The organism is Rahnella perminowiae (genome assembly GCF_019049695.1).
In the GTDB taxonomy this organism is placed as follows: Bacteria; Pseudomonadota; Gammaproteobacteria; order Enterobacterales; family Enterobacteriaceae; genus Rahnella; species Rahnella perminowiae.
In genome coordinates this window covers 359,076-372,801 of the sequence record NZ_JAFMOT010000187.1, presented here as the reverse complement: position 1 = coordinate 372,801, position 13,726 = coordinate 359,076, and the positions used below count along the sequence as shown (strand labels likewise).

General features: G+C 50.8%; 13 protein-coding genes. 5 read left to right on the top strand and 8 right to left on the bottom strand.

Going from position 1 to position 13,726, the window contains the following annotated elements:
* Window positions 1-2: 2 nt before the first annotated feature.
* Both J1781_RS23275 and J1781_RS23270 read left to right on the top strand, forming a co-directional pair.
* The gene (locus J1781_RS23275; RefSeq protein ID WP_217234263.1) at window positions 3-659 is read left to right on the top strand and encodes a fumarylacetoacetate hydrolase family protein; all 657 of its coding nucleotides are present in this window, start codon (window positions 3-5) and stop codon (window positions 657-659) included.
* Window positions 660-766: 107 nt separating this feature from the next.
* Window positions 767-1,216 (top strand): YcgN family cysteine cluster protein, encoded by a 450-nt coding sequence (locus J1781_RS23270; RefSeq protein WP_217234262.1) that lies wholly within the window; start codon window positions 767-769, stop codon window positions 1,214-1,216.
* Between the two features lie 79 nt (window positions 1,217-1,295).
* On the opposite strand, the gene iraP is transcribed toward J1781_RS23270, so the two are convergent.
* The 4 genes from iraP to nhaB form a co-directional block, all read right to left on the bottom strand.
* On the bottom strand, window positions 1,296-1,637 hold the full coding sequence (iraP, locus tag J1781_RS23265; protein WP_129951118.1) for an anti-adapter protein IraP: 342 nt from the start codon (window positions 1,635-1,637) through the stop codon (window positions 1,296-1,298).
* A gap of 114 nt (window positions 1,638-1,751) precedes the next feature.
* Entirely contained in the window at window positions 1,752-2,861 is a 1,110-nt protein-coding gene (locus J1781_RS23260; protein ID WP_129951119.1) for an AI-2E family transporter, read from the bottom strand.
* Window positions 2,862-3,353: 492 nt separating this feature from the next.
* Complete coding sequence (gene dsbB / locus J1781_RS23255; protein ID WP_015697193.1) at window positions 3,354-3,884, bottom strand: disulfide bond formation protein DsbB; 531 nt, start codon at window positions 3,882-3,884, stop codon at window positions 3,354-3,356.
* Between the two features lie 181 nt (window positions 3,885-4,065).
* Window positions 4,066-5,643, bottom strand: a complete 1,578-nt coding sequence (gene nhaB / locus J1781_RS23250) for a sodium/proton antiporter NhaB (RefSeq protein WP_129951120.1) — start codon at window positions 5,641-5,643, stop codon at window positions 4,066-4,068.
* Window positions 5,644-5,885: 242 nt separating this feature from the next.
* Here nhaB and fadR point away from each other — a divergent pair, with 242 nt between their 5' ends.
* Window positions 5,886-6,608 (top strand): fatty acid metabolism transcriptional regulator FadR, encoded by a 723-nt coding sequence (gene fadR, locus J1781_RS23245; RefSeq protein ID WP_129951121.1) that lies wholly within the window; start codon window positions 5,886-5,888, stop codon window positions 6,606-6,608.
* A 66-nt stretch (window positions 6,609-6,674) separates the two neighbouring features.
* Here fadR and J1781_RS23240 read toward each other — a convergent pair whose 3' ends face one another.
* The 3 genes from J1781_RS23240 to J1781_RS23230 all read right to left on the bottom strand — a co-directional run bounded on the left by J1781_RS23240 (window position 6,675) and on the right by J1781_RS23230 (window position 9,732).
* The gene (locus J1781_RS23240) at window positions 6,675-8,210 is read right to left on the bottom strand and encodes a SpoVR family protein (protein ID WP_129951122.1); all 1,536 of its coding nucleotides are present in this window, start codon (window positions 8,208-8,210) and stop codon (window positions 6,675-6,677) included.
* Between the two features lie 251 nt (window positions 8,211-8,461).
* Window positions 8,462-9,292: an alpha/beta fold hydrolase gene (locus J1781_RS23235; RefSeq protein ID WP_217219277.1), complete on the bottom strand. Its 831-nt coding sequence runs from the start codon at window positions 9,290-9,292 to the stop codon at window positions 8,462-8,464.
* Window positions 9,293-9,420: 128 nt separating this feature from the next.
* A complete protein-coding gene (locus tag J1781_RS23230) occupies window positions 9,421-9,732 on the bottom strand; it encodes a hypothetical protein (RefSeq protein ID WP_217219276.1) in 312 nt (103 codons plus the stop codon).
* Window positions 9,733-9,938: 206 nt separating this feature from the next.
* On the opposite strand from J1781_RS23230, the gene J1781_RS23225 reads away from it, so the two are divergent.
* The gene (locus J1781_RS23225) at window positions 9,939-11,240 is read left to right on the top strand and encodes a D-amino acid dehydrogenase (RefSeq protein WP_129990807.1); all 1,302 of its coding nucleotides are present in this window, start codon (window positions 9,939-9,941) and stop codon (window positions 11,238-11,240) included.
* Between the two features lie 72 nt (window positions 11,241-11,312).
* Window positions 11,313-12,386 carry a catabolic alanine racemase DadX gene (gene dadX / locus J1781_RS23220; RefSeq protein ID WP_129951125.1) on the top strand — a complete coding sequence of 358 codons (1,074 nt, stop codon included), beginning with the start codon at window positions 11,313-11,315 and terminating at the stop codon, window positions 12,384-12,386.
* Between the two features lie 6 nt (window positions 12,387-12,392).
* Here dadX and J1781_RS23215 read toward each other — a convergent pair whose 3' ends face one another.
* Window positions 12,393-13,589, bottom strand: a complete 1,197-nt coding sequence (locus J1781_RS23215; RefSeq protein ID WP_217219274.1) for a multidrug effflux MFS transporter — start codon at window positions 13,587-13,589, stop codon at window positions 12,393-12,395.
* Window positions 13,590-13,726: the final 137 nt, after the last annotated feature.

Here is a 13,726-nt window from a genome sequence, read left to right as displayed (position 1 = left end):
GTATGTACCAACACAGAGACTGGCATGGCGCGTTACTGGATTTCCCGGTCAACAAAGTAGTGTGTGTCGGCAGTAATTATGCCGATCATATTAAAGAGATGGGCGGGAAGAAAGCGGCGGAACCGGTGCTATTTATCAAGCCGGAAACCGCCTTATGCGATTTTCGTCAGCCCATTGCCATTCCGAAGGATCTGGGTTCGGTACATCATGAAATCGAGCTGGCAGTGCTTATCGGCACACCGTTGAAGCAGGCGACGGAAGATCGTGTCGCCAATGCTATCGCCGGTTACGGGCTGGCGCTTGATCTGACGCTGCGGGATTTGCAGACGGCGTTCAAACAAGCCGGACAACCCTGGGAAAAAGCCAAAGGGTTTGACGGTTCCTGTCCGATGAGCGGATTTATTCCGGTGAGCGAATTTGGTGATGCACAACAGGCTGAACTCCGGTTAGAGATCAACGGAGAAATCCGTCAGGCCGGGAATACCCGCGATATGCTGACACCGCTTCTGCCGCTGATTGCCTATATGAGCCGCTTCTTTACGTTGCGTGCGGGTGACATCATTCTGACCGGTACGCCACACGGCATCGGCCCGTTAAAAGCGGGTGACGAAATTGTGGCTACACTTAATGGTAAACAGGTTAACTCACGCGTGATCTGACGGTGTTTCTCCTCTCCGCCGGAGCTGTTTTCCGGCGGCTTTACTTGCATCTGCAGGCTAAAGCGTCTATATAAGCACCCTCATTTTCTCTATACCGGATGCACATCATGACTGAACCCGCTTTTTGGCAGCAAAAAACGCTGTCTGAAATGACCGACGAAGAATGGGAAGCATTGTGCGATGGCTGCGGACAATGCTGCTTGCATAAGCTGATCGATGAAGACACCGATGAAATCTACTTCACCAACGTTGCCTGTAATCAGCTCAACATCAAATCGTGCCAGTGTCGCAACTACGAACGTCGTTTCACGCTGGAAGAAGATTGCATCAAACTGACCCGCGAAAATCTGACAACCTTCGACTGGCTGCCGCCAACCTGCGCCTATCGTCTGATCGGTGAAGGACGCCCGTTGCTCCCGTGGCATCCGCTGCTGAACAAAGCATCAAAATCAGCCATGCACACGGCACAGATTTCCGTACGCTACATCGCTGTGCGTGAAGATGACGTGGAAGACTGGCAGGATCACATCCTGAACAAGCCAGGCTGGGCGAAATAAGCTGATTTTGTCCGTCATCAGAAAGCAAAAAGCCCCGGCAATTTATGGCCGGGGCTTTTTTATTACCGATGCTTTTACACTAGATCCCGGAGTCGGGTGTGACACCGTTCATGGCACTCAGTGCTTCAGCATCCAGCTCCGGATCGGCTTTATCAATCAGCCGGGTTAGTTCAATAAGTGCCTGGAATTGTTCGAATAAAATCGTCGCGTCTGATTTAAGCATCTCATCAGCAGAATCGAGCACTGAATTGATGGCTTTATTGACGCTTTCGATAGTTTCCTGGGGGCCGCCATTTTTACCAAGCGTTAAAAATACAGCACTCAGCAAAAGGGACTGAGCCTCAACCTGAGCGGTAAGTTGCTTGGAATCAGCTTCCATCCTGGAGATCTTTGCGACCATACTTAAGATGATATTTTTCATTCATTGCCCCTTCAGACAAAGAGTATTTGTTGCTTCTTATTTCTACGCCAGGTTATGAAAACTTCATAATCATATTTGGTAAAACTCAGCGGATTGTCGAAGCCGCTGAGAACATCAGGCATCAGGACGCTTTTTCCCTTCTTCGATAAAATCTTCATCAATCTCATCGGTATTATTCTGATGATCTCTGCCGGAAAGAATGTTCCAGCAGGCGATGAATAATGCTGCAATCAGCGGACCAATCACGAAGCCATTGATGCCATACACTTCCATGCCACCCAGGGTGGTGATCAGGATAAGGTAATCCGGCATTTTAGTGTCTTTACCGACCAGTAACGGGCGTAAGACGTTATCCACAATGCCAATCACCACAACGAAGAAGACCACAATAAAGATCCCCTGCCAAAGCATGCCGGACGCGAAGAAATAAATCGCTGCGGGTACCCAGATAATGGCCGATCCCACTGCCGGAATGATCGACAGGAACGCCATCAGCGCGCCCCAAAGCAGACTTCCGTCCAGACCGGCGATGTAAAATGCAACACCGCCCAGCGCACCCTGTACAATCGCCACCACAACGGTCCCTTTTACTGTCGCGCGCGAAACTGCTGCAAACTTCATAAACAGGTGATGCTTCACATAGCGTGACAGCGGCAGCGTGGCGAGAGTCATATTGACCAGATAAGCGCCATCTTTGATCAGGAAGAACAAGATATACAGCATGATGCCGAAACCTACGACAAAGCCGAACGTGCTCTTACCTATCACGAAAACACTCCCGGCAAGATACTGGCTGCCCTGAAGTGCTGCATCAGAAAGTTTTTTCTGGATCTCCGCCGTGCTGTCGAGATCGTTATCCGACAGGAAGTGTCGTGCCCACCGTGGTAAATGGTGGATAAAATCCGCCAGGATCACGGGTAACTGTGTCTGATTTCCCTGCAGTTTGGTGTAAACCGTATTGAATTCAAGCGCCAGCGACGAGGTTATAATCGCCAGCGGTGTGAAGACAATCAGACAAATAATCAAAACGGTCAGCAGAGAGACGATACCGTTACGATCGCCGACCACCTGTTTAAGCCGGTTTTTTAGCGGATTGAAGATGACAGCAAGAATAATTGCCCATAGTACGGAAGAATAGTAAGGCCTTAATACATCAAAAAAAGCCAAAGTTACGATAAGAAGAATCGCAATGAAAAAGCCTTTTGAAAATCCCTTAATGAACATGTTTTTTCCTCTGATAAATCTTTTAGCCCTCGTAGCATAGAATGCATTGAGAAATTTACAAAGGTAGGTTTCTTTTTATGCAGCGCAGCGTGCCGGGAAGGAGAAAATGTGACCTCTGATCAAAACCAACGTCGGGATTAATGGGACTCCGCCATTGCCCCCGCGTTAATACCTTGTCATTCCATTTCCCTTAAATGCCACTGCTGCCTTCTTCCCTGATGTTTAAAGTTTATTTAAACAGGCCGTATAACACGAAACCAGCGACGATCCAGAAGGCGACGCAGGCTCCAACACAAATGACCCAAATGGCCCAGACGGGAAGATTTTTCATTGCACGTTCCAATAATGGTAATAAAACTCACAGAGGCAGAAAGCCCGTGTTGATCGGGCGCTGCAGATAATACATCACGTCTGTTAGGGAGAACATCTTCTCCTCCACAGACATAAAAAAAGCGCCATGATAGGCGCTTTTTTGTTTCAACGATAGTTTAATTAACGACCAAATAAATCGCGGCGTTTGGGTTTGACGAACTGAGCCAGCAGCACCAGAACAGCAATTACCATGAACACGCTGAAAATCACAACCAGCCACTGGGGCATGCCCAGTGACAGGAATTCCCACTGTTTTTCTGCACAATCACCGCTGGCGATAAACATCCACGGGAACCACTTGTCCAGTGGTAACCATGTTGGGAAACGCGCGGCAAAATCACAGGTGGCGAACGGAGAAGGGTGCAGCTGAATCATGGTGTGTTCCCATGACAGGCGGATACCTTCGTAAGCGCTGTAGATCCAGATAAGGATCCCGGCATAACGCAACCACGTAGAAGGCGCGATAGCACCGACGAGGCCAGCCAGCAGAATCCCCATCAGGGCACAACGTTCATAAATACACATGACACAGGGCTTAAGTAACATCACGTGTTGGAAATACAGTGCAACCAGCTCAAGTGCCAGTGCAGTCAGAGCCATCAGAAGCCATGCACCGCGGCCTTGTGAACAGCGGTTAAGATATTGCAACATAGAAAATTTTTCCCTGCAGTGAGCTACTGACACGCAGTGTAAACCAATTGCTTGCCGCTGCCAGCCTGTCCGATTAAATATTCGGTAAATAATTAATATAAATCGGACAATTCGACTTTAAATTCTGTAATTTTCTGAGTGAAGCCGTTTAGAGGAAATTACTGACTCACGCTTACCCCGATCAATGCACCGTCATGATTTGCGTTACCGGGGGCAAACTCAGCCATCCCATGTCGTTAAACCACTGCGTCATATCGGGCAGCAGATACTGAACACACAACAGGCCAACCAGCGTCATGACGACGGTGTATGGCAATGCCATCCAGACCATTCTTCCATAAGAAAGCCGGATCAGCGGTGCGAGGGCAGAAGTCAGCAGGAACAGGAATGCCGCCTGACCATTTGGTGTCGCCACGGAAGGCAGGTTAGTACCGGTATTAATCGCCACCGCCAGCATCTCAAATTGTTTCAGATCGATGATGCCATTTTCCAGCGCCGATTTTGCTTCGTTGATGTAAACCGTACCGACGAAAACGTTATCTGACACCGAGGAAAGCAATCCGTTGAACAGGTAAAATAGCGAAAGCTGGCTCGATGGCGCAGCCTGAAGCACAAAGTGAATGATAGGGCTGAACAGATGTTGTTCTACGATCACGGCGACAATGGCAAAAAACACCGTCAGCAGGGCGGTAAACGGCAGTGAATCCTGAAATGCCTTGCCGATCGCATGTTCATCCGTGACGCCGCATAATGCGGTTGCAAAGATAATCACCGTAAGGCCAATCAGGCCAACTTCAGCCAGATGGAATGCCAGCGCAACAATCAGCCACACGCCAATCAGCGCCTGTATGGCCAGTTTAATACGTTCCTGCCGGGTGCTGTTCTCGCTGTTCTTTTGATCAAACTTTTTAAGTACTTCATACACCGGGTGTGGCAGTTGCGCACCGTAGCCAAACCAGCGGAAGCGTTCTACCAGGGCACATACGATTAATCCGCAGATAAAAACGGGCACGCTGACGGGCGACATGCGGATCAGGAAATCGGTGAATTGCCAGCCTGCACTTTTCGCGATGATCAGGTTTTGCGGTTCGCCAACCATCGTCATCACGCCGCCAAGTGCCGTACCGACACCGGCGTGCATCATCAGGCTGCGTAAAAATGCGCGGAATTGTTCAAGTACCGCCTGGTGCTGCTGATTACCCGTAAACGAGCTGTCATCGGTGATCTCAGCATTTTCGTTCTGATTTGAAGCGACGTTGTGATAAATCGAATAAAAGCCCGCTGAAACGCTGATCACCACGGCAATCACGGTCAATGCGTCCAGGAATGCGGAGAGAAATGCCGCAGCAAAACAGAAAGCCAGTGAAAGGGCGATTTTGTTGCGCAGATTCAATAACAGTTTGGTGAACACGGTTAACAGCAACTGCTTCATGAAATAGATGCCAGCAACCATGAAAATCAGCAACAAGATGACTTCCAGATTAGCAGAGACTTCTTCGCGGATGCGCTCTGCGCTGGTCATGCCGATCATCACGGCTTCGATGGCGAGCAATCCACCCGGCTGCAGCGGGTAGCATTTAAGCGCCATGCCTAATGTTAAAATGAACTCGACGACCAGCAACCAGCCCGCGATAAAAGGACTGACCAGGAAGAAAATCAGCGGGTTAATGATCAGAAAAGCCAGAATTGCTATTTTGTACCAGGCTGGCGACTGACCGAGAAAATTCTTTATAAATGCACGACTGTAGGTTGTTTCCATATTCCCTAAAGATCCTTTATATAGCTTGTCAATATGTCAAAAAGATAAGTAAGTTTAATCGTCTGACTGGATTTTTCCAATGCCAGGGACAAGGTAATAAACGCTTGAAAAAGGTGAAATTCTGTAAGCCCTTCCACAGTTTCAGCATTAGTTCCCTGCGGACGCTATAACAGGGCATTTTCATCTGGTATGATGAGCAGAACTATATCCCTAATAAAAGCCCCACACGGAACGACAAACACATGGTTATTAAGGCACAAAGTCCTGCCGGTTTTGCCGAAGAGTATATCATCGAAAGTATCTGGAACAGCCGCTTCCCTCCGGGCTCCATTTTGCCTGCTGAGAGAGAGCTTTCAGAACTCATTGGCGTGACCCGAACCACATTGCGTGAAGTGTTACAGCGGCTTGCCCGCGACGGTTGGTTAACTATTCAGCATGGCAAGCCGACGAAAGTGAATAATTTCTGGGAAACATCCGGCCTGAATATTCTTGAAACGCTGGCGCGTCTGGATCACGACAGCGTACCGCAACTGATTGATAATCTGCTGTCCGTGCGTACTAACATCGCGACGATTTTTATCCGTAAAGCGATGCGTACCAACCCGGAGGAAACCCAGCAGGTTCTCGCTAAGGCTACAGAGGTGGAAGATCATGCCGAAGCGTTTACGGCGCTTGATTACGGTATTTTCCGTGGTCTGGCATTTGCTTCCGGTAACCCGATTTATGGTCTTATCATCAACGGGCTGCGGGGTCTTTATACCCGCGTCGGACGCTATTACTTCTCCAACCCTGAAGCGCGCAAATTAGCCATCAGCTTTTATAAAAAACTGTCAGAAATTTGCCACGAAAAAAGCTACGAACAAATTGTGGATTGTGTGCGCAATTATGGACGTCAGAGTGGTGAAATCTGGCACAGCATGCAGGGCGCGATGCCGGGTGATCTGACTGAGCAAAAGCATCGTTAAGAGTGAGATAGACAAATATCAGAAAGGGCGCTCAGCGCCCTTTTTTAATGCCAGAAGCCTATTCAGTTACAGCGGCGTCGGACGTGGCGGGCAGCGCTCCAGCAGTTCAACGCTGCCATCTTCATTGAGTTGCTCGATGAAGACATCGAAGCCCCACAGACGGTGGACGTGTTTCATGACTTCACGACGGCTCTTATCAAGCGGCGCGCGATCCTGAGGAATATAGCGCAAGGTCAGCGAACGGTCTCCGCGCAAATCCACATTCCAGACCTGAATATTCGGTTCGTGATTGCTCAGATTGTATTGCGCCGATAATTCCTGACGGATTGCACGATAACCTTCCTCATTATGGATGGCGGCGATTTCCAGGTAGTTATTGTGATCATCATCGAGCACCGTAAACAAACGGAAATCACGCATCACTTTCGGTGAAAGAAACTGGCTGATGAAGCTTTCGTCCTTAAAGTCACGCATCGCAAAATGCAGCGTGTCGAGCCAGTCTGACCCGGCGATATCCGGGAACCAGTAGCGGTCTTCCTCCGTCGGCTCCTGACAGATACGCTTGATGTCCTGCATCATCGCAAAACCCAGAGCATACGGGTTGATGCCACTGTAATACGGGCTGTTATAAGGCGGCTGATACACCACATTCGTGTGACTGTGCAGAAACTCCAGGATGAAACGGTCGGAGACTTTTCCTTCGTCATACAGATGATTCAGGATGGTGTAATGCCAGAACGTCGCCCAGCCTTCGTTCATGACCTGTGTTTGCTTCTGCGGATAAAAATACTGGCTGATTTTACGCACAATACGCAAAATTTCCCGCTGCCAGGATTCCAGCAGAGGGGCATTTTTTTCCATAAAATACAGCAGATTTTCCTGGGGTTCCGGCGGGAAACGGCGCGCCTGTTCTGGTGTGTCTACACTGTCTTTGCGCGGCAATGTTTTCCACAGGGAATTCACCTGGCTTTGCAGGTATTCCTCGCGGCTTTTTTGCCGTGCCAGTTCCTCCTGCAGCGATATTTTTTGCGGACGCTTATAGCGGTCAACCCCGTAATTCATCAGCGCGTGGCAGGAGTCCAGCAGTTTCTCGACTTCATCGACCCCGTAACGCTCTTCGCATTCGCTGATATAACGTTTGGCGAACAGCAGGTAATCGACGATGGAACTGGCGTCGGTCCAGCTTTTAAACAGATAGTTATTTTTGAAGAAAGAATTATGCCCGTAGCAGGCGTGCGCCATCACCAGCGCCTGCATGGTGATGGTATTTTCTTCCATCAGATAGGCGATACAGGGATTGGAGTTAATGACGATTTCGTACGCCAGACCTTGCTGCCCGTGTTTGTACAATTGTTCGGTTTCGATGAATTTCTTCCCGAACGACCAGTGTGTGTAATTGATCGGCATGCCAATACTGGAATAGGCATCCATCATTTGTTCGGAGGTAATGATCTCGATTTGATGCGGATAAGTTTCCAGCCGGTAGGACTTTGCCACCCGGTCAATCTCTTCAAGATAGGTTTGCAATAACTCAAACGTCCAGTCCGGTCCATCGCTAAGACGTTTGTCCTCAGTTTTATGCTCATGGGTCACTGTCGTCATAAGCCGCACCCTCATTCAGTTATGGACGTTACAGAGTGTTTGATTCACAACCTTTTCTTAAGATTTCGTACGTCCATTGATAATCGTAGCTCAATCTGAGTGTGTCGTTAGATAAACACCTTGAATCCCTTCCTCAACAAATCTATATCCTTATGGCAGGACACTGTCAATCGGGGGCCATGAAGAACCCAAAGCCGCAGGCAGTCAGGCTTTGGGTGAACAACCGGAGAGAATAAAACGAACGGCGGGGATTAACTGCGGATAAATTCTAACAAATCTTGATTTATCTGATCTTTATGGGTGCTGCACAAACCATGAGAGGCACCCGGATAAACTTTACGTTTACCATTCGGTAACAATTTAAGCGCGGCTTCGCTGGAGGATGCCGGAGGCACAATCTGGTCATCATCACCGTAAATCACCAGCGTCGGGATAGTCATTTTTTTCAGATCTTCGCGCTGGTCGGTTTCAGAAAACGCTTTGACACAATCATAAAGTGCCTTGATTGAACCCTGCATACCCTGCAACCAGAAGCTCTGACGCAAGCCTTCGGATGCCTGCGCACCCGGGCGGTTAAAGCCATAAAAGGCATCAGGCAAATCGAGGAAGAACTGTGAACGGTCTTTCCGTACGCCTTCACGGATCCCGTCGAAAACAGAAAGCGGCAAACCGACCGGGTTGAATTCAGTTTTGATCATAATCGGTGGCACCGCGCCAATCAGCACCGCTTTTGCCACACGTGAAGTGCCATGCCGGCCGATATAACGGGCCACCTCGCCACCGCCGGTGGAGTGCCCGACGTGAATGGCATCCTTAAGGTCCAGATGCGCTGTCAGCTCGGCCATATCATCACCGTACTGGTCCATATTATTGCCCTCCCAGGTCTGGGAAGAACGTCCGTGGCCGCGGCGGTCATGGGCGATAACGCGATAACCTTTATTCGCCAGAAACAGCATTTGATCTTCAAAAGCATCAGATGACAGGGGCCAGCCGTGACTGAAAACCACCGGCTGGCCGCTGCCCCAGTCCTTATAAAAAAGTTGTGTACCCTCTTTAAGCTTCAGAAAGTTTGAGTTATTCACAGGCGACTCCTTATGGCTGAAATGAACAGTGCGGATATGAATCCACTCGAAGTGTAGGTCAGTAATTAAACAGTTGCGATGTGCATCACATTTTAAACTGACAATATCGCAGGACTGGGTGGCAAAAATTAACCGATGTTGAACGCGGGGGGATATATTGAAACCTGGTGTCCCGGTGACGCCGCCAGAATTTTGCTTATTAAGGGCACTATTCTTCCTGCTCTCTGCGCCTTACGGATCAGCTTCTGCTTTGCCTCGTTTATAAATCCCCGTTCAACCGGAACGTCAATTTTCTGTCCGGGACGAGGGAATATCACACTTGCGATGGTTTGTGGTGTTTTGTTCTTTAAATGTAACGATATAAAAGAATAAAAAACTAAAACAAAACGCCGCCTGAAGTACCGGATATCTTCTGATTTCAATGAAGTCATTGCTGTCATATCGCCATAAATTTCTTCCCGGATGGCCAGAATGTTGCGAAATATCGTTATTCATTTGTGGCTATTGAAAAAAATGCTGTCATGAACGATAAATAAATGTGAAAGACCTCACGGTTATGAGTGGCTGTGTTGGTGATTTTTCTTAGTCAGGTTAATTTCCTGTCATCAGAATATTATGCTTTGTTTTGTCGCGGAGTGGAGTCGATATGCGTGTGGTGATTTTAGGCAGTGGTGTGGTCGGTGTCGCCAGTGCATGGTATCTGGCTAAAGCGGGCCATCAGGTGACGGTCATTGATCGTCAGCCAGGCCCGGCAGAAGAAACCAGCGCGGGCAATGCGGGACAGATCTCACCGGGCTATGCCGCGCCATGGGCGGCTCCGGGTGTTCCGGTCAAAGCCGTTAAATGGATGTTCCAGAAGCATGCGCCTCTGGCGATCCGTCTCGACGGAACGCAGTTTCAGCTGAAATGGATGTGGCAAATGTTGCGTAACTGCAATATGGACCATTATCAGACTAACAAGAGCCGCATGGTTCGTCTGGCGGAATACAGCCGTGACTGCATGAAAGCGCTGCGTGACGACACCGGCATTCAGTACGAGGGCCGGCAGGGCGGCACATTGCAGCTTTTCCGTACCGCACAGCAGTTCGAAAGTGCAGCGAAAGATATTGCCGTGCTGGAAGACGCCGGTGTGCCGTATCAGTTGCTCGAATCCAGCCAGCTGGCGACCGCAGAGCCGGCGCTGGCACAGGTCGCGCACAAACTGACCGGTGGCCTGCGTTTACCTAATGATGAAACCGGTGACTGCCAGATGTTTACCCGTAAACTGGCCGATATGGCGCGTCAGGCGGGCGTTGTTTTCGAATTCAACCGCACGGTAGATAAGCTGCATGTTGAAAATGGCGAGATCACCGGCGTGCAGTGTGGCAATGAGATCGTCAGGGCGGATGCTTACGTTGTGGCATTCGGTTCATATTCGACTGCGTTGCTGCGCGATCTGATCGCCATTCCGGTTTATCCGCTGAAAGGCTATTCGCTGACCATTCCGATTACCGATCCGGCCTCTGCACCGGTGTCTACCGTGCTTGATGAAACCTACAAAATTGCCATCACCCGTTTTGATAACCGCATCCGCGTAGGGGGGATGGCGGAGATTGTCGGCTTCAACCTGAAGCTGGCGCAGGCGCGCCGTGAAACGCTGGAGATGGTGGTGAAAGATCTCTATCCTCACGGCGGTAATGTCGGACAGGCAACCTTCTGGACGGGGTTACGACCGATGACACCGGACGGCACGCCGATTGTCGGGCGTACGCGCATTAAGAATTTGTATCTCAATACCGGCCACGGGACGCTCGGCTGGACGATGGCCTGTGGCTCCGGGCAGTTGCTGTCGGATATTATGTCCGGCGTGACGCCTGCGATCCCGTCCGATGATCTGTCGGTTGAGCGTTACAGCCCGGATTTCATCGCCCGTCCGGCAGGTCCGCATAACATGCATCCGGTAGGCTGAATCTGCTGTAATCCCATCCCATACGGTGACTGACATTGTATGGGTTTTACTTTGCTTATTGCCGGAGCCGGTATGCCACGCCCGATTTCAGCCACATTATCCCTGTCTGCATTAACCCATAATTTACACCTCATTCGCGGCTTTGCCCCTCGCAGTAAAGTCTGGACGGTGGTGAAAGCGAACGGTTACGGTCATGGTATTTCCCGTATCTGGCGCAGTTTATCGGCCACCGATGGTTTCGCGTTGCTTGATTTCAATGAAGCCATTTTATTGCGTGAGTCCGGCTGGCAGGGACCGATATTACTGCTCGAAGGTTTTTTTACGGCTGAGGATTTGACGAGGGTTGATCAATATCGTCTGACCACGTCCGTACACAGCGAATGGCAAATAAAAGCCCTTGCACATGCCAGCGTCAGCCAGCCGGTCGATATCTACCTGAAAGTAAACAGTGGTATGAACCGTCTGGGTTTTGCGCCGGAACGTGCCGGGGATGTCTGGCAGCAGTTACGCGAGCTGAAGCAGGTGGGAGAAATGACGCTGATGAGCCATTTCGCCACTGCTGACAGCGTGGAGGGGGTTGACGCGCAGATGGCTGCGATTAACCTCGCCGGGCAGAATATCCGCGGCCCGCGATGTCTGGCGAATTCCGCTGCGACGTTGTGGCATCCGCATACGCATCATGACTGGATCCGCCCGGGAATTATTATCTATGGTGCGTCGCCGAGCGGTGAGTGGAAAGATATTGCGCATACCGGCCTGCAACCGGTGATGACGCTTAACAGTGAGCTGATCGCCATACAGGAGCTTAACGCCGGCGCGCGTGTGGGTTACGGTGGGCGTTACAGTGTCACGCGTCCTCAGCGCATCGGCGTGGTGGCCTGTGGTTATGCAGACGGATATCCGCGCCATGCCACTTCCGGTACGCCGGTTTGGGTTGATGGCGTGCGAACAACGACGGTCGGCACGGTTTCAATGGATATGCTGGCCGTGGATTTAACACCCTGTCCGCAGGCACAGATTGGTTCGCCGGTTGAGTTGTGGGGAAATAATTTACCGGTGGATGAAGTGGCAACGGCGGCCGGTACGCTGGGCTACGAATTGCTGAGTGCGCTGGCACCCCGCGTACCGGTATCGACAATCGGTTAGAAAGTATTACGGTTCCAGGCGGGTCAGACGGCCCGTCGATTTTTTGCTCGCACGACGTGCCAGCACTGCCAGACATCCGCCTGCCAGCATCACCAGCGACAGGCTCAGTTTAGGCTGTAACGGTAATGCCATGGCGATAAAACCGAGTAGTGCACCGCCCGCCATTTGCACCGAACCTACCAGGGCTGAAGCAACGCCTGCTTCGCCGGAGAACGGTTCCAGTGCATAACTGGTGGCCGGACCCACCAGAAACGCCAGACCGGCACAGGCGCTGGCGACCGGCAGCATATACAGCCAGGTGGCGGTTTGGTCTGCAGGTGAAACCAGCGTAATACCGGCAATCAGCCCGAGGCAACCGGCAAACATAAGAATGCCGCCGGCAGTCAGACAAACCGGGCGTCCCACTTTATGAATAATGCGGTTGGCGATAAAACTCACCGCCATAATCCAGAAGCCGTTCGCCCCGAATACCAGCGAAAATTGCAATGGCGTCAGCCCGGCGATGTTCATCAATACGGTCGGTGCCAGCGATACATACGTCAGCGCCATCCCCATGGCGCCGGCATTTACCAGTGCAAAGGTCATGAAGCGGGCGTTGAACAAAATGCGGGCATACTGACGGAAAGGCAGACCGCTGTTGGTCTGGGTATCAGCAGGGCGTGTCTCCGGTAGTTTGAATATCACCAGCAACATCACCGCCAGCGTATAACCGGCCAATGCCCAGAAAGGTGCACGCCAGCCATAATACTGGGCGATCAGGCCGCCGATCAGCGGGGCCAGTGCAGGGATAATATTCAGTGTGCCGTTGAGAAAACCATATGCGCGGGCGGCCTCATTGCCACTCATCCGGTCGCGCACGCTGCTGAAAATCACCACGGACGTGCAGCAGACAGCCAGCCCCTGAATGACGCGGGATAATAAAAACATCCACGGTGTGACGGACGTCGCGGCAACGATTGCACCCGCCAGATACACCACAACGCCGATAATGGCGATCGGGCGACGACCCCATTTATCAACCAGCGGACCGGCCACCAGCTGTCCGAGCCCCATCACCAGAATAAATAATGAAATTGAGGACTGGATCACCGCCTCGGTGCTCTGTAAACCGAGTGCAATGGCGGGAATGGCAGGCAGGTATAAATCAATACCTAAAGGGCCAAGCAGCACCATACTCAGCAGCAGGAAAAGAAATTTTTGCATTGAAAACATCACTGTCAGTCATCCGGAAGGACGCTAAGGGTAATGATTTCGTTAATGAATGGAAAGAAGCTTGTGATAATCAGACCGGTGAGCACGGTGAATAAATCCGGACACCCGCAGGTGCCCGGTAGCTAAGC